A 21,459-nucleotide genomic window follows, 5' to 3' on the forward strand; every position below is an offset into this window, starting at 1 on the left:
GCCCTCGTCCGTCGGTGGGCCAGCTCGAAACCAGCCCTAGCACGCACTGTGCGCAGAGAGTGGCGGATTCCTCGGCTGGCTCCCCGGTTCGGGGCAGAAGATCTCGCCATGACTACAGTCGCTGACACGATCGTCGATATCCTCCACGACGCCGGAGTCGAGCGGGTCTACGGGCTTCCCGGAGACTCGCTCAACGGATTCACCGACGCCATTCGCCGAAACGGGGAGGTCGCCTGGTCGCACGTGCGACACGAGGAGGCCGCAGCCTTCGCTGCGTCCGCGGACGCCGCGTTGACCGGCGAACTCGCCGTGTGTGCCGGAAGCTGCGGGCCGGGCAACCTGCACCTCATCAACGGGCTCTACGACGCCAACCGAAGCCGTGTCCCCGTCCTCGCAATCGCTGCGCACATCCCGTCAGCGGAGATCGGCAGCGGTTACTTCCAGGAGACGCACCCCCAGGAGCTGTTCCGGGAGAGCAGCGTGTACTGCGAGATGGTCAGCGTGCCCGAGCAGCTGCCCCGGGTGTTGGAGATCGCGATGCGCGCAGCGGTCGAGAAGCGCGGCGTGGCCGTTGTGGTCATTCCAGGTGAGATCTTCCTGAAAGAGAGCGCAGGCCGACGCAAGTCGGCGCCCATCCTCCCGGCGAAGACCGTAGTGCGGCCGGCCGACGGCGAGCTCGCGAGGGCCGCGAGCATCCTCAACTTGGCGAAGAAAGTCACGATTCTCGGCGGCGCCGGCACGCAGGGCGCACACGCGCAGCTGCTCGCGGCGGCAGAGGCATTGCAGGCTCCCATCGTCCATGCGCTGCGTGGCAAGGAGTTCATCGAATACGACAACCCCTACGACGTCGGCATGACGGGCCTACTTGGGTTCTCGTCGGGCTACCGCGCCATCGAGGACTGCGATGCCCTCCTCATGCTCGGCACCGACTTCCCGTACCAGCAGTTCTTCCCGTCGAAGGCGAAGATCATCCAGGTCGACCTCCGTGGTGAACAGCTCGGCAAGCGCACACCGCTTGACCTCGGGCTCGTGGGTGACGTGGGGGACACGCTCGATGCGCTCATCCCGCTGCTCGAGGCGAACAAGAGCAGCAAGCACCTCGAGGTGTCCGTGAAGCACTACCGGAAGGCGCGCAAGGAACTGGACTCCCTGGCCGACAACGACCGCGGTCGCGCCCCCATCCACCCGCAGTACGTCGCGCGGCTCGTGAGCGAGCTCGCAACCCAGGACGCGGTATTTATCCCGGATGTGGGCTCGCCAGTCGTCTGGGCGGCCCGGTATCTCGAGATGAACGGGCAGAGGAGGCTCATCGGCTCGTTCAGCCACGGGACGATGGCCAACGCGCTGCCGCAGGCAATTGGCGCGCAGTCCGCGTTCCCGGAGCGTCAGGTGATCGCGCTCGCGGGCGACGGCGGGCTGGCGATGCTCCTCGGCGAGCTGCTCACGCTTAGGCAGAGCAAGCTCCCGGTGAAGATCGTCGTGTTCAATAACTCATCGTTGAACTTCGTCGAGGTGGAGATGAAGGCGGCCGGCTTCGTCAACTACGGTACCGACCTTGAGAACCCGAACTTCGCCGATGTCGCTAAGGCCATCGGTATCCATGGGCGGCGGGTCGAGAACCCGAACGATCTCGAGGATGCGCTGCGTGAAGCCTTCGAGCACGACGGGCCGGCCCTCATCGATGTCGTGACCGCGCGGCAGGAGCTCTCGATCCCGCCAACCATCACGGCCGAGCAAGTCAAGGGGTTCACGCTGTACGCGCTGCGCACCGTGCTCTCAGGGAGAGGCGATGAACTCGTCGACCTCGCCGACACCAACCTCCTGCGCCGCATCTTTGACTGAGCTCGAAGCCTCGGCGTCGTACCGCCCGCGTCAAGGCAGCTGCCTGACGCGGGCGGTACTCTCGCAGGCATGACGCAACCGCCCATCACGCCACCGCCAGGTCAGAACGGCGGCCAAGACCCGCGCCGGCAGCAGCCGGGAAGTGCTGGGCAGAGCGGTCGCCCTGGGCAGGCGCAGGCGCCAGGGCAGATCCAGTGGGGAGTGCCGTCCGGCGCAGCCCAGCGTGGACAGTACCCCCAGCAGGGCCAGTACCCCGCGCCTGGCCAGACCCAGGGGGCGCCGCAGGCCTGGGGGAACGGGCAGTTCTCGGCACCGGGCCAGGCGCCCCAGCAAGGGCAGCCGCCGCGGCAGCCGGGACAGGTCCCTCCCGGGCAGTTCCCGCAGCCGACCCAGCATCCCGGGCATCAACGGCAGCAGCCGGGGCAGTTCCCGCAGCAGCAGGTCCCTGGGCCCGGTCAGGTTCCGTTCGGGCAGGTGCCGCCATCGAACCTGCCCGCAGGTGCCCCGCCTCCCCGCTTCGCGCCGCAGCAGCAGGCTCCCGCGCAGCCGAAGCGTCGCGAGCTCGGTGAAGATCCGGAGCTGCAGAAGCAGCGCAAGCGACCTGTTGGCCTCCTCGTGGGCATCGGCGTGAGCGGCCTCGCGATCCTCGCGCTGGTTGTCGGGCTGTTCATGGCGTTCAACTCACCGAACGACCCCACGATCCCTGTCGGCGGCGCAGACCCGCAAGGGGTGACATCGACCCCCATCCCGACAAGCACGCTCATGCCTGCCTCGCCTCAGGACGCGGCGTCCGGGTACATCCCGATCACGACGGACGTCGTGTTCCCGAACGGCCTCACGGTCGTGAACCCGTCGCTCGGCGGATGGGAGCAGGATGTCTCGGAGCGGCAACCGAATCTGTACATCCTGAGCGACCCCCAGTCCGGCGCATATTTCTCGGTCGCGCAGGAGAACCTGCATAAGAACGAGTACCGCGACGAGGACATGACCCGTTCGGAGCTGAACTCAGCCTCGCTGCAGTTCACGGCCAAGCCGGAGCCGGTCGGTGACCCCGTGCCCTTGGTGCTCAAGGGGCAGGGAGGGTACGAGCTCGAGCTGCTCGCGCAGCGCCTCCGATGGTCGGATGGCTCCGAGGGCATGATGGCAACGCGCTACATGCCGTCGACCGGAACGAAGATCACGATCCTGGCGAACGCCTGGGGCGGCGAGCTCGACGACCCCACCTCGCGGATATCGCAGAAGGTCGCCGAGATCACTTTCACGACGCCCTAGTCGCGTCCGCTTGCAGGCCCGTGCGTCCGCGCACCGCGAGATAGGGCAGTTTCGCCCCATCCCGAGCTTCAGGATGGGGCGAAACTGGCCTCTCAGCGACGCGGCTGCGCGCGTGCGCGGTACGGCCTAGAGCTCGACCCCTGCGAAGAGCTTCTGAAGGCGTTGCACTCCCTCGAGGAGCGCGTCGTCACCGAGCGCGTAGCTGAGACGCAGGTAGCCGGACGGTCCGAAGGCCTCGCCTGGCACGACCGCGACCTCAGCGACATCGAGGATGAGGTCGGCGAGGTCGAGCGAGGAGGTGATCTGGCGGCCCTCGATCTCCTTGCCGATGAGCTGCTGCACGTCGGCGTAGACGTAGAAGGCGCCCTCAGGTGTCGGGACCCGGAAGCCGTTCACCTTGCTGAGCTCTTCGACCATCGTCTTGCGGCGGCGGTCGAAGGCGAGGCGCATCTCCTCGACGGGCTCGGTCGGCCCCGTGAGGGCCGCGATGGCAGCGCGCTGGGCGATGTTGTTGACGTTGCTCGAGAGATGCGACTGCAGGTTGCCTGCGCCCTTGATTGCGTCGGCGGGTCCGACCATCCACCCGACGCGCCAGCCGGTCATTGCGAACGACTTCGCGACGCCGTTGACGAGGATGGTGCGGTCGGCGACTGCCGGGGCGGCTTCGACGATCGAGACGGCGCGAACGCCGTCGTAGGTGAGGTTCTGGTAGATCTCGTCGGCGATGACCCAGATGCCGTGCTCTGCGGCCCACTCGCCGATGGCGCGGGTCTCATCCTGGGAGTAGACGGCGCCCGTCGGGTTCGAGGGTGAGACGAAGAGCATCGCCTTCGTCGCTGGGGTGCGTGCGGCCTCGAGCTGGTCGACGGTGACCTTGTACTCCTGGTCGGCGCCCGCGAACACGGGAACGGTCGTGCCGCCCGCGAGCTGGATGACCTCGGGGTACGTGGTCCAGTAGGGGGCGGGGAGGAGGACCTCGTCGCCCGCGCCGACGACCGTGTTGATCGCCTGGTACACGGCCTGCTTGCCGCCGTTCGTGACGATGACCTGCGAGGCGGGGACGTCCCAACCGGAGTCGCGCTTGGTCTTCTCGGCGATGGCCTCACGAAGCTCCGGCAGGCCTGGGGCCGGCGTGTAGCGGTAATTCTTCGGGTCGCTGACGGCCACGAGGGCTGCGTCGACGACGTGCTGCGGGGTGGGGAAGTCGGGCTCGCCCGCGGCGTAGCTGATGACGGGTCGGCCTGCGGCCTTGAGGCCCTTGGCCTTCGCGTCGACCTTGAGCGTTGCGGATTCGGCGATCGCGGCGATGCGAGGAGAGAGACGTGAGTCGGAAACCATGGCTTCGAGTCTAGGTCCGGAGCCGCTTCGCCGTCCGCGAGTTGCGCCCGCGTTGGACTTCCGGCTCGCACCTGTCGTATGCTTTCCTGGTTGCCGAAAGCGACATACTGAAACGCGCCTGAAACTGTTCCTGGAACGGCGGCAGACCGTATCAGGGTGAACGGATGCGCGCATCCGGTTTTCACGCAAAGGGCGGTGGCTCAATTGGTAGAGCAGCGGTCTCCAAAACCGCAGGTTGCAGGTTCGAGTCCTGTCCGCCCTGCATTTCGGTGCTGAACGCACCCACTACGGGGCCCACCATCGAAGGTCTCAACCATCGAAAGGGAGAGCGCGTGAGTCCAAGCAAGTCAGACGAAGCGACCGATGTCGCCGAGTCAAAGCGAGGCTCCGAGCCCAAGCGCGGCCTCGTCGGCCGTATCGCTCTTTTCTTCCGCCAGGTCATGGGTGAGCTCAAGAAGGTCGTCACCCCGACCCGCGCGGAGCTCTTCAAGTTCACGGGCGTCGTGCTCGTCTTCGTCATCTTCATGATGGCGCTGGTCACGTTGCTCGACTTGCTCTTCGGGTGGGGCGCGTCGTGGGTCTTCGGTCAGGGAAGCTCGCTCTTCCCGAGCGAGCCGGCGGCGACGCCGGTCCCGACGGAGTAGCCGAAGCGCCCCGGCCCCAAGCCTCCACCGACAACGGGCGAGCAGCCCAGCACCACAGAATCGAGATGAGGAATCGTGTCAGACCCGAACGTCGCCGACCCGAACGGTCTTTACGAGACCGCACTGGAGCAGGACTCCGAAGTCGTAGAGGCTCAGGAGGGTGACCGCGACATCGACGCAGAGCTCGACGCCGCCCACGAGATCGAAGAGTCCGATGAAGTCGTGACCGAGGAAGACCTCGACGATGGAGAAGGCGCGGACGTCGTCGACCCAGAGGTCGACGCGATCGTGAACGACGTTCTCGAGATCGACACGAGCGAGGAAGAGGCAGCCGCGGCTGCCGCGACCGAGGACGAAGAGGTCGAGGCCCGCGAGGAGGACCCTGACGTCGACCCGTATGAGACCTTCAAGCGCGAGCTGCGCCTCAAGCCAGGCAAGTGGTACGTCATCCACACGTACGCCGGCTTCGAGCGTCGCGTTAAGCAGAACCTCCACCAGCGCACTGAGTCCATGAACATGAGCGACTTCATCTACCAGGTGGAAGTTCCCATGGAAGACGTGGTCGAGATCAAGAATGGACAGCGCAAGATGGTCACGCGCGTCCGCATCCCCGGCTACGTGCTCGTTCGCCTCATGCTGAATGAAGACAGCTGGTCGGTTGTTCGCCACACCCCAGGTGTGACGGGCTTCGTGGGCAACGCTCACAACCCGACCCCGTTGCGCTTCAACGAGGCATTTGAGATGCTGAAGAGTCTTGTTGAGATCGCAGAAGCGCCCGCGAAGGCGAACGCTTCCGGTCAGGGCGGCGTTCAGAAGCGTCAGCCCATTGCTGAGATCGACTTCGAGATCGGCGAGACCATCACGATCAAGGAGGGCTCCTTCGAGGGGCTCACCGGTTCGATCAGCGAGATCAAGCCAGAGAGCGGAAAGCTCACTGTGCTCGTGTCGCTGTTCGAGCGCGAGACCCCGGTCGAGCTCAGCTTCGACCAGGTCACGAAGCTCTAGGCCTCAGGGGCCACTGCTTCACCACAGTTTTGCAGCGACGCCCGCGTCGACTGCCTGAACCACCGGAGTCCGGAACCGCCGGGCCACCGGGAGAGCGCCGCGCATCTGCGCGGAGTTCGAATCGAAAGAAGGAAAAGACATGGCACCCAAGAAGAAGGTCTCGGGTCTGATCAAGCTTCAGATCCAGGCTGGCGCCGCTAACCCGGCTCCTCCTATCGGCCCCGCGCTCGGTCAGCACGGCGTCAACATCATGGAGTTCTGCAAGGCCTACAACGCGGCTACCGAGTCGCAGCGTGGCAATGTGATCCCCGTTGAGATCACCGTGTACGAGGACCGCTCGTTCACCTTCATCCTGAAGACCCCTCCTGCTGCCGAGCTCATCAAGAAGGCTGCCGGCGTCAAGAAGGGCTCCCCGACGCCTCACACGGCCAAGGTCGGCAAGCTCACCGCCGCCCAGGTCCGCGAGATCGCCGAGGCGAAGCAGTCCGACCTGAACGCGAACGACCTCGACATGGCGTCGCGCATCATCGCCGGTACGGCTCGCTCCATGGGAATCACGGTCGAGGGCTAAAGCCTTCCCGCTCCCAACACCACACGTCGCGCCCCGGGCGCGGTATTGAACATCGCGGGAGAGCCGGCCAGGCTCGCAACCGCAACTCTTGAAGGAGAACAACATGGCTAAGTCCAAGGCATACCGTGCCGCGGCAGAGAAGATCGGCGAGGACAAGTTCTACGGTCTCGCTGAGGCCGTCGAGCTCGCACGCGAGACCGGCTCGTCCAAGTTCAACAGCACCGTCGAGGTCGCTCTTCGCCTGGGTGTAGACCCTCGCAAGGCTGACCAGATGGTCCGCGGCACCGTCAGCCTGCCCAACGGCACCGGCAAGACGGCTAAGGTCATCGTCTTCGCGACGGGTGACAAGGCTGAGGCAGCTATCGCTGCTGGCGCCGACGAGGTCGGCGGCGACGAGCTCATCGCTCGCGTTGCTGACGGCTGGACCGACTTCGACTCCGCAGTCGCCACCCCTGACCTCATGGGCAAGGTCGGACGCCTCGGTAAGGTCCTCGGACCCCGTGGCCTCATGCCGAACCCGAAGACCGGAACGGTCACGACCGACCCGGCGAAGGCTGTCACCGAGATCAAGGGCGGAAAGATCGAGTTCCGCGTCGACAAGCACTCCAACGTGCACTTCATCGTCGGCAAGTCGGCGTTCACGTCGGAGCAGCTCGGGGAGAACCTCCGCGCAGCCCTCGACGAGGTCGTCCGCCTCAAGCCGTCGAGCTCGAAGGGTCGCTACATCCAGAAGGCTGTCGTCTCGACGACCTTCGGCCCCGGCATCCCGCTGGACGTCAACGCGATCTAGTCTGTCGCGAGCTGCATAGCTCAGGCGGATGCGCGCATCCGCCATCAAGAACGGCCCAGTCCTCGGACTGGGCCGTTCTTGCGTTCCCCGGTGCGACTTAGATTCGGGTGAACTCCGCGAGGGTGCTTCGTGCTGCGCTGAGGATCGCGTTCACGGTCGACGACAGCACCGACCGGTCTCGGCCGGCGACCCATCGTGGCCCGGCGCTGTCGCGATACTCGAGGAGCGTCAACGCCTCGCTGTCGTTCCCTGTTCCGAGTGACGTCTGGTGCAGTGAGAGGACGTCGACGGAGATGCCAGCCCCGTGGAGCAGCCGGGTGACGGCCTCCACGGGGCCAATCCCGTCGTAGCTGCCGCTCAGCTCGCTGCCGTCGGCGCGGACGCGGATGCTCGTGCGTGCCACTCCGTCGCGTGTCGCGACGCTCAGCTCGAGGAGCTCGAGCTCAGGCGCCGCGGCCAGCAGGTAGCTGTGCTCAAAGAGCTCGAGCAGCTGTGCCGCCTCGACTTCTCGGCCGCTCGCTTCAGTGTGTGCCTGGACGCGCCTCGCGAAGTCGATCTGCAGGCGCCGGGGGAGTTCGATTCCGTAGTCGGTTTCGAGGAGGTAGGCGATGCCGCCCTTTCCTGACTGCGAGTTGACGCGAATGACGGCGTCGTAGTTGCGCCCGATGTCGGCCGGGTCGATCGGCAGGTACGGCACTCGCCACTCGATTTCGTGTTCTGGACGCTCCTCGCGCGCGGCACGGGAGTGCTGCTCGGCGAACCCTTTCTTGATGGCGTCCTGGTGCGTGCCGCTGAATGCGGTGTGGACGAGGTCGCCCACATACGGGTGCCTTGGGTGGATCTCGAGGCGGTTGCTGTATTCGACCGTGCGTCTGATCTCGTCGATGTCCGAGAAGTCGATCATCGGGTCGATGCCCTGCGCGTGCAGGTTCAGGGCCAGTAAGGCGATGTCGACGTTGCCGGTGCGTTCGCCGTTGCCGAAGATGCAGCCTTCCACTCGCTGGGCACCGGCAAGCACCGCGAGTTCCGCGCAGGCGATTCCCGTGCCTCGGTCGTTGTGGGGATGCACCGAGAGGATCACGGAGTCGCGCCTCGCGAGGTGCTTGTGCATGTACTCGATCTGATCCGCGTACACGTTCGGGGTCGCGACTTCGACGGTGGCGGGGAGATTGAGGATGACCGGCCGCTCGGGGGTCGCTGCCCAGAGTTCGGTCATGGCATCGCAGATGTCGATGACGTAGTCGGGTTCGGTGAGGTTGAACACCTCTGGGGAGAATTCGAAGCGCACGTTCGGCAGGTGGCCGGCGAGTTCGAGGACGTCTCGCCCTCCGGCGAGGATCAGCTCACGAAGCTGCGCGCGGTCCTTGCCGAGCACCACGTTGCGCCAGGCGGGGGCCGTGGCTGTGTACAGGTGGATCACCACGGGGTTCGTGATTCCTCTGATCGAGGCCACTGTGCGTTCGATGAGGTCCCGGCGTGCTGGGGTGAAGACGACGATCGTGACGTCGTCCGGTGCGATGTCGCTCGCAGCGATGTGCCGGACGAAGTCGTAGTCGGTCTGGGAGGCGGAGGGGTAGCCGACCTCGATCTCCTTGTAGCCCATGCGGATCATGAGCTCGAAGAAGAGGCGTTTGCGGTCGGGGTCCATCGGCTCTGAGAGCGCCTGGTTCCCATCGCGCAGGTCGACTGGCACCCAGAGTGGCGCTTTCGTGAGGCGGTGTGAGGGCCACTCTCGTTCCGTGAGGGGCACATCGACTCGCGAGTACACGTCGCGGTAGCGGTGCGATGGCATCTGCGAGTGTCGCTGACGGTTCCAGTGTGGTGCGTCGTTCGGCATTGGGCCAGCCGGTGTCGAGATCTGAGATGCAGTGCTGTGCATGGTGTTTCCTTGGCAGTCGTTGGAGGGTGACGACCGGCGCGCGCTTCGACTCCACGTCGGGGAGCCGGTCAGGCTAGGCCCCGCCGTGGCGGCGAAGAAGGAGTGTGCGCTGCATGTTGAGACGGTAGCACAACTCCTCAGACAAGTAGAGGAGTTCGTGGATGAGAGATGATGGAGCCATGAACACACTTCGCCGGGAACCACTTGCCGAACAGGCGGCTGAGGTCCTCCTGGAGCGCATTCGCGGTGGTGAGTGGGAACTGGGGCAGAAGCTGCCGGGCGAGACGACGCTCGCACCCCAACTCGGGGTCGGACGGTCAACAATCCGCGAAGCGATCCGTCAGCTCGCGGGTAGTGGCGTGCTCGCCACCAGGCAGGGCGCAGGAGTGTTCGTCACCGCGCTTGACGTGCCGGAGGGGCTGGAGGCGATGCTGAGGCGCGCCGATATCGAGACGGTGATCGAGGCGCGCATCGCGATCGAGGTCGAAGCCTCCGCGCTCGCCGCTGAGCGCCGTACGACCGCTGATCTCCGTGCAATGAGACTCGCCGCCGATGCCCGCAATGCGCAGCGCACGAGCATCGAATCGCACGTCGACGCGGACACGGCCCTGCATCGCAGCATCGTCGTCGCAGCGCACAACGAGATCCTCACGGAGCTCTTCGACGGCTTCGCGCCGCGCAGCAGGAAGGCCATGATCGGGATGCTGCGGCGTCGCGGTGAGTTCGGCAGTGACAGCGACCAGCTCGTCCACAGTCGGATCCTGGATGCGATCGCCGAGCAGGACGCCACCGCGGCGGCCGAGTTCACCCGCACTCACCTGTTGGACCTCAAAGCGAGCGTGGCGTAACCGAGGCCTGCGCTCTCAGTGCCGCCGCGGGGTGCCGCTACGCGTCGATGTCCAGGACAACCTTGCCGCGCACGTGTCCTTCCGCGATGAGCTCCTGCGCCGTGCCGGCTTCGGCGAGTGGGAACACACGGTCGACGTGCGTCTGCAGCGCGCCATGCTCGAAGAGCTGCGTGATGGTCTGCAGGATGCGTCCCTCGGGCGAGAGCTTCAGGGTCGATGCGACGATGCCGCGGTCCTCGGCGGCGGCCTCTTCGAAGAGCTCCGGGTAGCTGCCCGTCGGCACGTTGATGAGGGTGCCGCCGTCACGGAGGACTCGCAGCGAGCGGGTGCCTGTCTGGTCCTTGACGTTGCCGATGAGGTCGATGACCACGTCGACGGGCTCTGAGATGACGTCCTCGAAGCGCTCGGTCCGATAGTCGATGACCTGGTCGGCGCCGAGCCCGCGCAGCCAGTCGTGGTTGCGCTCGGAGGCCGTCGTGATGACGTGCGCGCCGTAGTACGAGGCGAGCTGCACGGCGAAGTGACCGACCCCGCCAGCGCCGGCGTGGATGAGGACACGCTGTCCCGTGTAGACGCCGCCGGCTTCCACGACGGCGGCCCAGGCGGTGAGTACCGCGAGGGGCACGCCGCCCGCCTCGATGAACGACAGATTCTTTGGCTTCTTCGCGAGGCTCATGAACGGGACCGACACGTACTCGGCGTAGGCCCCTGAGTAGCGCGGGAACAGGAGCATCCCGTACACCTCGTCGCCGGGCTGGAAAGGCGCGAGCTCGTAGGAGGCGCGGACGACGACGCCGGAGAACTCGCCACCGAGGGTCGATGGGAAGCTCGCAATCGCCTTCGAGGCACCGGCGCCCGAACGGGTCTTGCCATCGATGGGGTTCACGCCGGCGGCTTTGACGCGCACAAGCGTGTCGGAGTTGAGGGTGATCGGGATGGCTGCTTCGCCGAGCTGCATCATCTCTGGCCCGCCGATGCCCGTGAGGAGGGCGGCGCGCATGGTGTCGGAGGTCGGCTGGAGATCTGCGGCGTCAGTCATGGGTGCCATTCTCCTCCGTCGCGCCTGGGCCGACTACGCGTACGTCTCTGCGTCGTAGAACGACTGCGTGTAGTCGCTGGTGCTGTGCGTGTTTCCATATCCCTGGAACGGCTGAGTGTTGCCGGTGGAGTACTGGGCGAACTCGCCTCGGTACTTCTCGACATCTTTGAGCACTTCGTTGGCGAGTGTCACGAGCTTGGCGATCTCCGCTTCGTCGCGGTCGATCCACACGAATTTCGGCTCGCGGTCCACGACGATGAAGTCCTGGTGTCGTTCCCAGACCATGAGGGTGCGCTCGGCGCCGAGCACGTACTGCTGCCACCAGATCTGGCGCATGTACGAGCGCGGGATGCGCTTCCACACCTTGTTTGTGGTCTTGATCTCCGCGAGGAGGATGCGGCCCTCTTCGTCGCAGTGCAAGCCGTCGGGGGTTGCGAGGTGGCTCTTCGAAGCCTCGGCGTGGAAGAGGAGGCCGCTCGCAGGGATGCCGTGGCGCTCCAGGACCCACCGGGCGATCTCAGGTTCGCGCTGTCGGCCGAAGTCGGTGTAGGCGTTGCCACTGAAGGAGTTGCCCATGACCTTGTCTTTGACGACCTGCTTCACGGAGGCCGGGGTCGCGAGGCGTGCTGCGTCGGTTGCCGTGACGCCGTCGGCGCGCGCCTTGAGCCAGGCCGCGCGATCGTTGGAGTCTGCGAGCACCCGCAGCAGGTGCGCGCTCATGGCCTCGACCTCGGGAGTCGCGGGCAGCTCGATCGCGGACGTCTCGCCAGAGGGGCCGTGTGCGCGCCAGACGCCGACCTCGCTGGCCGAGAGCGCCGTTGTCGCCAAGGCCGGCCGGGTCTCTGAGGTGTAGAAGCGGTGCAGCGGCTCCGCCTGGGGTTCGGACCCGACGTCGCTCGCCGCTGGATGCTCCTGCTGCGCGAATGCGGCCGGAGCCGTGTAGTCCATCAGGGCGGCAGGGCCGTAGAGCTCGCGGTCACGTCGGCGCGACTTGGGCGCAGGCTGGGGTTCGCCGAACCAGGACGTCTCGTCGACGTCGGGGCTCGGGCGGAACATGACCATCCCCCTATTCTTTCTCACACCACCGACAGAGTCGGTACCAAGCGCCGAGATGGGAGAAGAATCTGCTCCTGCTCAGGCGCTGTCTGACCCTGCCGCCATGATCGCCGTGGCCAGCGCGCGTGCCCCGTGGTCCGCATCGGCGTCTTCGACGTATTCCTCGGGGGAGTGGGAGATGCCGCTCGGGTTGCGGATGAACAGCATGGCGGTCGGGAGGTGGGCGGCGAGCACACCCGCGTCGTGCCCGGCTCCCGTGTCGAGCACGGGTGCGTCCGGGAGTGCGAGCTGGAGCGTATCTCGGAGCTTCGAGTCGAAGTTCACGGTGGGGGAGAGCGACTCTTCGACTAGCGTCGCCTCGCATCCCTGATCGGCTGCGACCTCGGCGGCCCGGGCGCGGATGCGTTCGACGAGCGCCGCGGTCACGTCGTCGTCCGGGTGACGGACGTCGAGCCAGGCATCAACGCGAGACGCGATGACGTTGGTCCCGCCCGGAACGGGCTCGAGGCGACCGACGGTGGCTCGAGCCCCGGGGACGGCGCGCGCGATCTCCTCGATGCCGACGATGAGGCGTGCGGCGGCGACCATAGGGTCGCGTCGGTCAGCCATGAGTGTTGTGCCGGCGTGGTTGCCCTGGCCGGTGAAGCTCACGCGCCAGCGGCCGTGGCCCAGGATCGATGAGCCGATCGCGACTGGCCCGGCGAGGTCGATGAGGCCACGACCTTGCTCGACGTGCAGCTCGACGAACGCGCTGAACTGAGCGAGCCGAGCGCGGTCGGCGCCGAGATGCTCGGGGGCGAAGCCGGCCGAGGCTGAGGCCTCCGCGAAGGTCGTGCCGTCCGCATCCCGGAGCGACCGTGCCCTGTCTGGGTCGATGGCGCCCGTGAGCAGCCTCGATCCGAGGCAGGCGACGCCGAATCGGGATCCCTCCTCCTCGGGGAAGACCGCGATGGCGACGGCGACGCTCGGCTGACGGCCCTCGCTCCGCAGTAGATCGATGGCGGCGAGTGCGGCAGCCACTCCGAGCGGTCCGTCGAACGCGCCGCCACCAGGCACCGAGTCGAGGTGGCTGCCCGTGATGAGCGCCCCGGAGCGGTCGCCGTCGGTACGGTCCCACCACGCCCAGATGATGCCGTTCTGGTCGACTTCGACATCGAGCCCGCGGGTCTCAGCCGCGGCGAGGAACCACTCGCGGAGCTCGAGTTCGGGATGCGAGTACACGGGCCTGCTGTAGCCGCCGCGTGTGCGATCGCGTCCCAGGTGCTCGATCTCGCGCATGAGCGAGGAGACGCTGGTCGGCTGCTTGGCCTGGCTGATCGTGTCCATGCTCTTCATCATGCGCTCTCCGTTCATGCGTCTGCACCCGCCTGGGCCGCGATGCGGAACTCTTCCGGCACGGTTCCGGCTCCCGTGAGCAGGTCCGCCGCGAGCTCCCCGAGCAGTGGCGCGAACTTCCCGCCGTGACCTGAACAAGCGGAGAGCACGACGAGGTTGTCGACTCGGTCGATCACGAAGTCCTCCGTCGGTGTCGTGGTGAACAGGCAGGTGGTCTCCGCGTACGGCTCGGGCAACACGCCAGGGAGGTATTCCGCGGCGTAGGCGATGAGCGCACGCCGGTTCGCCGCATCCACGACACCGTCCTGCCCCAGCGCCGAGTCGATGAGCTTGCCGCCGTTGAACTGCGCGACCTTCTGCCCGCGCCAGTCGGCGTCGCGGCCGCCCGGCAGCCCGTACGTCTGCAGTCTGCGTGACTTGGAGATGAAGGTGGGCCACGGGTCGGCGTCGGCTCCGACATCCTTCGCGTCGAGGTAAGGGAAGTGGTACGCCTGCTCCTGTCGAACCTCGAGCCCAGGGAACTGGTCGAGGAAGGCTCCCGGCAGCGAGAGATCCCCGAGGAGGGCAGGGAGCCAGCCGCCAGCAGCGACCACGATCGCCTCCGCCTCGACGGTCGTGCCGTTCGCCGAGTGCACGCGGTAACCGCTCGCGATCCGCTCGACTCGGGCTGCGGGCCACGAGGTGCGCAGCTCGAGCCTGCCGGTGGCGGATGCGGCGGCCAGCATCGCATTGACGGTGCCCCCCGCGTCGAGCACGCCTGCACCCGGGTGCCAGAGCACGTCAGTCTCGAACGTGAACTGCGGCCAGCGCTCGTGCGCCGCCGTTGCGCTGAGAAGCTCATGCTCGACGCCGGCGGTCGCAAGCACGGTCGCGAGGCCTGCGGGATCGCGGATGTCTCCGTGGTCGAGTGCGCCGGTCGGTCGGATGAGCTGGGTCCCGCTCACCCGCTGAAGCTCGTCCCAGCATGCCTTCGACCGGACGACGAGGTCGGTGTACATCTGCTCTGGGTACGCGTAGCGGAAGATGCGGGCTGAACCGTGGGAACTGCCCTGCTCGTTGGCCGGGGTCGTCCGCTCGAGCACGGTCACCTGGTGGCCACGCTCGGCGAGCCGCCAGGCAGCCGAGGCGCCGGCGAGTCCTGCGCCGATGATGATGGTGTCGGTCATGTCTGCTCCCTACGTGGCCGTCGAATGGATCCTGTCTCGATTACCGCACCACCGAAAGCACTGCGTCCAATATCATTTGCAGCAGTATTGATAGTTCTCCCGAATGGATCTTATGGAGCTCCGCCAACTCAGGTACTTCCTGGCCGTCGCCGATGAGCTGCACTTCGGCCGCGCCGCCGCGCGCCTCCACATGACCCAGCCGCCCCTCACCGTGGCCGTGCGCAAACTCGAGGAGGAACTCGGCGTCGAGCTGTTCGAGCGCACGACCCGGAACGTCTCGCTGACCGCCGCCGGCCGCATGTTCCGCCAGAGAGCGGGGGCGGTGTTGGAGGACCTCGAGTCGGCCGTTGCCGACCTGGGTGACGTCGCCGCCGGGGTTGCCGGGCGCCTGCGCATCGGTTTCGTGAGCTCGGCGAGCTACAGCGTGCTTCCCCGAGGGCTGCAGGCGTTCCAGGAACTCAGGCCACGCATCCACCTCGAGCCGCGCTCGCTCACCAGTGCCGAGCAGATCACACTCCTGCTCGAGGGGGAGCTCGACGTGGGAATCCTGCGTGATCCCCTCTCGGTGCCGGGGCTCCACGCGACGCTGCTGGAGGGCGAGGACCTCGTGGCCGTGCTCCCCGCGGCCGATGCGCTCGCCGCCGAGTCGATCGTGCCTGCCTCGAGCTTCCACGAGAAGGCGGTTGTGCTGTTCCCATTCGAGCTCATGCCAGGGTTCGTCTCCGCCGTCATGTCCTGGCTCGGGACGGCCCAGGCTGTGCCGCGCATCGTGCAGAGCGTCATCCACCAGGAGACGGTGCTCGGCCTCGTGGCTGCTGGAGTCGGGGCGTCGATCCTGCCGGCCTCTGTCGCACGCTTCCAGATGCCGGGGGTGGTCACCCGCCCTCTGCTCGGCTCCCCGCGCACGGAGCTGTATGCGGTCGAAAGCCCGCGCTCGCACCCCAGCTCCGCACTGCTCATCGACAGCCTCCGCGGCTCGAAGTGAGGAACTGTGTACCTCACGTTGACGACCGGCGCGCGAACATGTACTCTTTCGGAAGCCCAAGACCGCAGGTCTTCGTTGTGCGTGAGAACGTACACGAACGAAGGTTCGCAAGAACGTCCCGCGCAGGTGAACGAAGCAGAACTGCTCTGCGCGCAAGCGCATCCTCTCAGCTCCGGTCCACCTGCGACCGGAGCTTTTTTGTGTGTTGTGCATCGAAGATGCGCCTGCGGTGCGTGAATGACAAACGTGATTCACGTGCAAGAGAGAGAGGAGTGCCATGGCGACCAAGGAAGCAACTGTTGCCGAGCTTCAGGACTTGTTCCAGAACTCGACCGCCGTCCTGCTGACTGAGTACCGCGGTCTCACTGTTGCGCAGCTCAAGACGCTGCGTCGCACTATCGGTGAGCACGCAAGCTACGCCGTGGTGAAGAACACGCTGACGAAGATTGCGGCGAACAACGCCGGAATCACCGCGTTTGACGACGAGCTGGCTGGACCGAGCGCAATCGCGTTCGTGCACGGCGACCCCGTCGCAGTCGCGAAGAGTCTTCGTACCTTCGCCAAGGACAACCCTCAGCTGGTTCTGAAGGGCGGTTTCTTCGATGGAAACGCCCTCAGCGCAGAAGAGGTCAACAAGCTCGCCGACCTCGAGTCCCGCGAAGTTCTGCTCGGCAAGCTTGCCGGCGCCTTCAAGGCCTCGCTGTTCGGTGCCGCATACCTGTTCACCGCGCCTGCAGCCAAGGCTGTTCGCACGGTCGAGGCATTGCGCGAAAAGCAGGAGTCCGCGAACTAGTCCTACGGGATCTCGCGGCTAGAACAACACACAAGGAGAAAACACATGGCAAAGCTCACGACTGACGAGCTCATCGCAGCATTCAAGGAGCTCACGCTCATCGAGCTCTCCGAGTTCGTCAAGGCGTTCGAGGAGACCTTCGAGGTCACCGCTGCTGCTCCCGTTGCAGTTGCAGGCGTTGCTGCTGCAGCAGCAGACGCACCCGAAGAGGAGGAGAAGACGGAGTTCGACGTCATCCTCGAGGGTGCTGGCGACAAGAAGATCCAGGTCATCAAGGAGGTGCGCGCACTCACGAGCCTCGGCCTCGGCGAGGCGAAGGCACTCGTTGACGGCGCTCCGAAGCCCGTTCTTGAGGGCGTCAACAAGGAAGCTGCTGACAAGGCAAAGGACGCCCTCGAGGCTGCCGGCGCTTCGGTGACCGTCAAGTAGTCATCCCGCAGCGGTTCTGCGCGGCGTGTTCCGACACGCCGAAGGAACTTTTTTCACGAGGCACCGCATCCGGTTTCCGGATGCGGTGCCTCGTTCCTTGTCCCCAGAAAACCCCTGTTGAAGATGCGATTCCTGAGGTCAGTGTGACCAATGTGACTGGTGTGTCGACCGAGAATCGAAACTTTCAGCGTGTCGCTTGACCCGTTTTCGGCCTCGACGGACAATAATCCGCCGTGTTAGCGTCCCCTCATGCTTTCCGACACCTTCAAGAGCGCCCGCGCTCGCACTACCGCCCTCGTCATCGCCTTCGGCGTCGTCGCCGGTGGGGTAGCAGTCACGGCCGCGCCTTCCTTCGCTGCGAACGGCGACCAGGTAGACGCGAGTGTCGATGGAGACACCAGCGCCGCATCCGCTTCCGTCTCCGAAGAGACGATCGCCGCGGACGCCCCGGGTCTCACCGTTACTGGATCCGGCTTCACGCCAGGCAACCTCGTCCACGTGCAGGTTGTCGGCCCCGACGGAGAGACCAACTGGTCCTGGGGGACCGAGTCGCACAAGGTCGACGAGTCCGGAGCGGTCAGCGCCGAGCTGACGAGCGACGTGCCATGGACTGAGGGCGACTACGCCGTAGTCCTCTTCGAGTCTGACGACGTGCAGGCCTCGACCGCCTTCGCGGCTGAAGCCTCCCTCGACACTGAGACGCCAGCACCGACTGAGACGGCCACTCCAGAGCCCACGGAAACCTCGACAGAGACCGCGTCGCCGGAGCCGACCGAGACTGAGACGGCCACGCCTGAGCCGACTGAGACGGCCACTGAGACGCCGGAGCCCACACTCACCGAAGAGCCCACGCTCGAGCCGACCGAGACGACGAGTGTCACGCCAACCGCCACTGAGACGGTCACGCCGGAGCCGACCGAGACCGAGGCGCCAGTCGTCGAGGCCGCCGTCGCGACCGAGCAGTCCAGCTACACGCAGGATGAAGCCGCGAAGGGGATCACGTACGTCGCAACCGGCTTCACGCCAGATGTTGAGCTCGAGCTGACGCTGGTGCTTCCGGACGGCGAAGAGGCACCCTTCGAAGCTGCAGAACCGATCGTCCCGGATGCTGACGGCAACTACGCCGGCATCATCACGTACGACGGTGCGTGGGCGACTGGCAGCTACGGCATCAAGCTGACCACAATCACTCCCGACGCCACGACTCCGCCTGCTGCGACAGTCCCCGCGGCCGAAGAGGCTGAATCTGACTCGAGCCTGCTCATCGTGTCGGGTGAGTCGGAGCTGACGCGGGCTGCTGAATCGCCCGCAGCCACCGAGGTGCCGGCCCCTGCTCCGGTGAGCTTCCTCGAGCAGGAAGCCTCGACCACCTTCGAGGTCACCGGCGATGCGGTCTCGACATCCACGGCGACGCCGAGCGCATCCGCTGCCCCTGCTGGCAACGGCAGCAACGGTAGCGCTGACGGCAAGGGCAAGGCGCAGAATAAGTCGCTCGCGACCACGGGTGCCGAGGATGTGTTCGGGGCCGCAGGCATTGGCCTTCTGGTGCTCGGCCTCGGCGCAGCAGCTGTGACGGGCGCGCGCTTCCTGAGCCGCCGTCGCGAGAGTTGATTCGTCAGCACTGAAGCTGAACAGTGAGCGGGGCCGGACGCCGAATGGCGTCCGGCCCCGCCGCTTTCGTCTGACGGGCAGATATCTATGCATATTCAAGCGCTCGGGGAGAAGTCCCCGTCTTCGAGGCCGGTCCAGAAGCGTGCGTCAAAACCTAATCTGATCAGGCATTTTCAGTCGACCGAGCGAGTCCACTGAAGCAATAGCTCACTAGGATCGTCCGTAACCTTCTGGACATCACCTGTGAGTCAGGCCACTCTTTAGTTATGGCTTCCTCATTCTCCTCCTCGTCGCGCAAGCGCGCGTCTGCCCTCACGATCGCCTTCGGTGTGCTCGCCAGCGGTGCCGTGCTGACCGCTGCACCCGCGTTTGCAGCGACCACCACGCCTCCGGCGACCCCCGTCGAGACGACTCCTGCCGCCACCGAATCGGCTGCTCCGACCGAGACGACCGCTCCGACGGAGACGTCCTCAGAGGAGTCGACGCCGTCGTCGACCCCCTCCGAGGAAGCGGCGACGCCGGCGCCCACTGAGTCGGCTGAGGCACCTGCCGCCGCCGGTGCAACGACGAAGCCCAGCTTCACGCCTGACGAGGGCATCACGTACGTCCTCACCGGGCTGGCGCCCGAAACCAAGCTGTCGAGCATCACTCTCACGCTGCCTGACGGTAGCGCTGTGGCAGTGCCCGCGGCAGCAGGCAACGCCTGGACCACGGACGCCGAAGGCACGTACGCGGGCGAGATCACCAGCACTGGGCTCCTCGCTGAGGGTGCATACTCCGCCACTGTCACGCAGGACTACACCGACGACGCCGGCCAGCCGGCTCAGAACGTCGTCAACTTCAGCTTCGCCGTTGCCGCCGTCGCCACGGCCACGCCGACGCCGACCGTCGACCCGACTCCCACGGTCGAGGCACCCGTCGCGTACGCCAACGCGGGGAGCTTCCTCCCCACGGACGACATCTCCTACACGGCGCAGCACTTCACGCCGGGCCTCGCGCTCGACATCACCGTTGTCTACCCCGACGGTTCCTCCGTCGAGGTCGAGCCGACCGACGACTCCGTCGTGGCAGAAGACGGCACCTACCCCGGTGTCCTCATCAACCAGTCGGGCACAGCGCTGCCCGTCGGCGAGTACACGGTGACGCTGTCGCAGTCGAGCGGTCTCTCGGCCACCTTCACGTTCCTGATCGCCGAGGCAACCCCAGGCGGCACGACGTCGCCCACGACGACCGCAGCTCCTGCGGGCAACGGTGGCGGCACGAACACGGGCCACAAGACGCCTGAGCTCGCTACCACGGGTGCAGAAGACGTCTTCGGCGCGGCAGGCATCGGCCTCCTCGCCCTCGCTACGGGCGCCGGCGTGCTCGTCGCTCGCCGCCTCGCGGCCAAGAAGGCCTAGTAGCCCACCGAGCTCTTCGCTGAGAGGGCGTCACCTTCGGGTGGCGCCCTCTTTTTGTGCGCCGCCTGCGCCCGCCGGTCTGTGCCCGCGCGTCTGCGCGCGCCCGCCCGCATCCGGCCGCCCATGCCTCCGCAAACATGCGGGAGATGCAGGTTCCCTGCGTCAGGAAGCTGTTTCTCCCGTATGGATGCACCATCGAGCGGCTGGGACGCGCGGGCGTCGCCAAGCTGCGAGCGCGCGGCGAGATGACGAAAGCCCCGACCTGGAATCCCTGGTCGGGGCTTTCGTGCGCGTGGCGGAGGATAGGGGATTCGAACCCCTGAGGGCTTTCACCCAACACGCTTTCCAAGCGTGCGCCATAGGCCACTAGGCGAATCCTCCGTGGGAGCGCCAGGCGCTCACCTCGAAAGAGCATAGCGGTTCTCGCGACCGTTCGTGAACGCGAGCGCCAAAACGCCCCCAACAGGCAACCCCCGACGGGCTCCTCGCTAGAGTTTCTTGACTGCTGATCCGATCTCCACGTCGCCCGAAACGACTTCGAACTGCTTGTGGATGCCCGCGTGGCGGTCGAGGAGGGCCGCGATCACCGCGGCCACGTCGGCGCGCGGGATGGACCCGCGTTCGACCTGCTCGCCCACCTTGACGAGGCCGGTGGGCTCATCGTCGGTGAGTCCACCGGGGCGCACGATGGTCCAGTCGAGCTTGGCGCTGCGGGCGCGGATGTTCGCGTCGGCCTCGCTCTTGGCCCGGAGGTACACCTGGTAGACGTCGTCAGAGTCTCGGTCGAACGTGTCGGTGCCGATGGCAGAGACGACGACGAACCTGCGGATGTTCGCGAGCTCTGCCGCATCCGCTGACAGGATGGCGCCGTCGCGGTCGAGTGTGAGCTTGCGCTCCGCCGTGCTCCCGGGCCCTGCGCCGGCCGCGAAGACGACCGCGTCGACGTGGCCGAGCTGCTTTGCGAGATCTGTCGGGGAGTTCTGCTCGAGATCGGCGACGACGGGGTCCGCGCCGAGCTCCTTGAGGGAGTCGACGTAGTCCGGGTTGCGGATGATGCTCGTGACGCGGTGTCCGCGCTGGATGAGCTGGGTCGTTAGATGGCGTGCGATCTGACCGTTTCCACCGATGACTGCGATTCTCATGCCCACCAGTCAAGCTGGTCAGCCTGAGTTCGAGGCCAGCGTTCGCGGCGGGCGATCTGCGCGGCGCGTCCTCAGCGGCGGAGAATTGTGGCCCCCTGCGGTTCCGCCCCCGCGGAACAGCGTTGCGCCACAACCCTGCGACCGGGGCGAGGATGCGGCGTCGGGTGAGGCAAGCGCACTTGCTGCATCCGCAAAAGAAAAGACCCCCCGCGCACCCGCCAGAGCCCGGTTACCCTTGCTGCGTTTCCGCCCTGGGGGAGTTGGCCTGGATGGCGCCACGCGAGGAGCCGTCGACCAGCATAGCGCGACCATCG

General features: G+C 66.3%; 20 protein-coding genes, 2 tRNA genes and 1 other RNA gene. 14 read left to right on the plus strand and 9 right to left on the minus strand.

All coding sequences use genetic code 11. The features are described 5' to 3' along the window. Nucleotides 1-108 precede the first annotated feature (108 nt). The gene (gene poxB / locus C5B85_RS09900; RefSeq protein ID WP_104285871.1) at nucleotides 109-1,842 is read left to right on the plus strand and encodes a ubiquinone-dependent pyruvate dehydrogenase; all 1,734 of its coding nucleotides are present in this window, start codon (nucleotides 109-111) and stop codon (nucleotides 1,840-1,842) included. 69 nt (nucleotides 1,843-1,911) lie between these two features. Next, a complete protein-coding gene (locus C5B85_RS09905) occupies nucleotides 1,912-3,114 on the plus strand; it encodes a hypothetical protein (RefSeq protein ID WP_146077921.1) in 1,203 nt (400 codons plus the stop codon). Between the two features lie 126 nt (nucleotides 3,115-3,240). On the opposite strand, the gene C5B85_RS09910 is transcribed toward C5B85_RS09905, so the two are convergent. Continuing rightward, nucleotides 3,241-4,452: a pyridoxal phosphate-dependent aminotransferase gene (locus C5B85_RS09910; RefSeq protein WP_181064378.1), complete on the minus strand. Its 1,212-nt coding sequence runs from the start codon at nucleotides 4,450-4,452 to the stop codon at nucleotides 3,241-3,243. Nucleotides 4,453-4,641: 189 nt separating this feature from the next. Here C5B85_RS09910 and C5B85_RS09915 point away from each other — a divergent pair. The 5 genes from C5B85_RS09915 to rplA all read left to right on the plus strand — a co-directional run bounded on the left by C5B85_RS09915 (nucleotide 4,642) and on the right by rplA (nucleotide 7,462). Next, a tRNA-Trp gene (locus tag C5B85_RS09915) sits at nucleotides 4,642-4,714 on the plus strand. A 70-nt stretch (nucleotides 4,715-4,784) separates the two neighbouring features. After that, nucleotides 4,785-5,096: a preprotein translocase subunit SecE gene (gene secE, locus C5B85_RS09920; RefSeq protein ID WP_104285874.1), complete on the plus strand. Its 312-nt coding sequence runs from the start codon at nucleotides 4,785-4,787 to the stop codon at nucleotides 5,094-5,096. Between the two features lie 75 nt (nucleotides 5,097-5,171). Next, complete coding sequence (nusG, locus tag C5B85_RS09925; RefSeq protein ID WP_104285875.1) at nucleotides 5,172-6,101, plus strand: transcription termination/antitermination protein NusG; 930 nt, start codon at nucleotides 5,172-5,174, stop codon at nucleotides 6,099-6,101. 139 nt (nucleotides 6,102-6,240) lie between these two features. After that, nucleotides 6,241-6,672: a 50S ribosomal protein L11 gene (rplK, locus tag C5B85_RS09930; protein WP_104252140.1), complete on the plus strand. Its 432-nt coding sequence runs from the start codon at nucleotides 6,241-6,243 to the stop codon at nucleotides 6,670-6,672. A gap of 103 nt (nucleotides 6,673-6,775) precedes the next feature. After that, entirely contained in the window at nucleotides 6,776-7,462 is a 687-nt protein-coding gene (gene rplA, locus C5B85_RS09935) for a 50S ribosomal protein L1 (protein WP_068482355.1), read from the plus strand. 97 nt (nucleotides 7,463-7,559) lie between these two features. On the opposite strand, the gene C5B85_RS09940 is transcribed toward rplA, so the two are convergent. Beyond that, on the minus strand, nucleotides 7,560-9,254 hold the full coding sequence (locus C5B85_RS09940; protein ID WP_374953094.1) for a 2-isopropylmalate synthase: 1,695 nt from the start codon (nucleotides 9,252-9,254) through the stop codon (nucleotides 7,560-7,562). A gap of 85 nt (nucleotides 9,255-9,339) precedes the next feature. Between C5B85_RS09940 and C5B85_RS19180 the strand changes: the two genes are divergently transcribed. Both C5B85_RS19180 and C5B85_RS09945 read left to right on the plus strand, forming a co-directional pair. Continuing rightward, a complete protein-coding gene (locus C5B85_RS19180) occupies nucleotides 9,340-9,513 on the plus strand; it encodes a hypothetical protein (RefSeq protein WP_181064379.1) in 174 nt (57 codons plus the stop codon). Nucleotides 9,514-9,520: 7 nt separating this feature from the next. After that, nucleotides 9,521-10,189, plus strand: a complete 669-nt coding sequence (locus C5B85_RS09945; protein WP_104285877.1) for a FadR/GntR family transcriptional regulator — start codon at nucleotides 9,521-9,523, stop codon at nucleotides 10,187-10,189. Between the two features lie 37 nt (nucleotides 10,190-10,226). Here C5B85_RS09945 and C5B85_RS09950 read toward each other — a convergent pair whose 3' ends face one another. The 4 genes from C5B85_RS09950 to C5B85_RS09965 all read right to left on the minus strand — a co-directional run bounded on the left by C5B85_RS09950 (nucleotide 10,227) and on the right by C5B85_RS09965 (nucleotide 14,785). Then, complete coding sequence (locus C5B85_RS09950) at nucleotides 10,227-11,228, minus strand: NADP-dependent oxidoreductase (RefSeq protein WP_258070707.1); 1,002 nt, start codon at nucleotides 11,226-11,228, stop codon at nucleotides 10,227-10,229. Nucleotides 11,229-11,261: 33 nt separating this feature from the next. Then, nucleotides 11,262-12,290, minus strand: a complete 1,029-nt coding sequence (locus C5B85_RS09955) for a YqaJ viral recombinase family protein (RefSeq protein ID WP_258070708.1) — start codon at nucleotides 12,288-12,290, stop codon at nucleotides 11,262-11,264. 72 nt (nucleotides 12,291-12,362) lie between these two features. Next, on the minus strand, nucleotides 12,363-13,622 hold the full coding sequence (locus C5B85_RS09960) for an allantoate amidohydrolase (protein WP_258070709.1): 1,260 nt from the start codon (nucleotides 13,620-13,622) through the stop codon (nucleotides 12,363-12,365). Between the two features lie 11 nt (nucleotides 13,623-13,633). Beyond that, complete coding sequence (locus tag C5B85_RS09965) at nucleotides 13,634-14,785, minus strand: FAD-dependent oxidoreductase (protein WP_104285878.1); 1,152 nt, start codon at nucleotides 14,783-14,785, stop codon at nucleotides 13,634-13,636. A gap of 103 nt (nucleotides 14,786-14,888) precedes the next feature. Between C5B85_RS09965 and C5B85_RS09970 the strand changes: the two genes are divergently transcribed. From C5B85_RS09970 to C5B85_RS09990, 5 genes are all read left to right on the plus strand, one after another. Further along, the gene (locus tag C5B85_RS09970) at nucleotides 14,889-15,770 is read left to right on the plus strand and encodes a LysR substrate-binding domain-containing protein (RefSeq protein ID WP_258070710.1); all 882 of its coding nucleotides are present in this window, start codon (nucleotides 14,889-14,891) and stop codon (nucleotides 15,768-15,770) included. 277 nt (nucleotides 15,771-16,047) lie between these two features. Next, nucleotides 16,048-16,563, plus strand: a complete 516-nt coding sequence (gene rplJ, locus C5B85_RS09975) for a 50S ribosomal protein L10 (RefSeq protein ID WP_104252145.1) — start codon at nucleotides 16,048-16,050, stop codon at nucleotides 16,561-16,563. Between the two features lie 45 nt (nucleotides 16,564-16,608). Further along, nucleotides 16,609-16,992 (plus strand): 50S ribosomal protein L7/L12, encoded by a 384-nt coding sequence (gene rplL, locus C5B85_RS09980; RefSeq protein WP_104252146.1) that lies wholly within the window; start codon nucleotides 16,609-16,611, stop codon nucleotides 16,990-16,992. A 249-nt stretch (nucleotides 16,993-17,241) separates the two neighbouring features. Further along, entirely contained in the window at nucleotides 17,242-18,603 is a 1,362-nt protein-coding gene (locus tag C5B85_RS09985) for a hypothetical protein (protein ID WP_104285880.1), read from the plus strand. A gap of 266 nt (nucleotides 18,604-18,869) precedes the next feature. Then, a complete protein-coding gene (locus tag C5B85_RS09990; RefSeq protein WP_104285881.1) occupies nucleotides 18,870-20,003 on the plus strand; it encodes a hypothetical protein in 1,134 nt (377 codons plus the stop codon). A gap of 293 nt (nucleotides 20,004-20,296) precedes the next feature. Here the strand turns inward: C5B85_RS09990 and C5B85_RS09995 are convergent. The 3 genes from C5B85_RS09995 to ffs form a co-directional block, all read right to left on the minus strand. After that, nucleotides 20,297-20,384 (minus strand) — tRNA-Ser (locus C5B85_RS09995). Between the two features lie 107 nt (nucleotides 20,385-20,491). Further along, complete coding sequence (locus C5B85_RS10000; protein ID WP_104285882.1) at nucleotides 20,492-21,145, minus strand: SDR family oxidoreductase; 654 nt, start codon at nucleotides 21,143-21,145, stop codon at nucleotides 20,492-20,494. A 195-nt stretch (nucleotides 21,146-21,340) separates the two neighbouring features. Further along, an RNA gene (gene ffs, locus C5B85_RS10005) (signal recognition particle sRNA small type) lies at nucleotides 21,341-21,437 on the minus strand. Nucleotides 21,438-21,459: the final 22 nt, after the last annotated feature.

This window comes from Pseudoclavibacter sp. AY1F1, from assembly GCF_002931075.1.
Classification (GTDB): domain Bacteria; phylum Actinomycetota; class Actinomycetes; order Actinomycetales; family Microbacteriaceae; genus Pseudoclavibacter.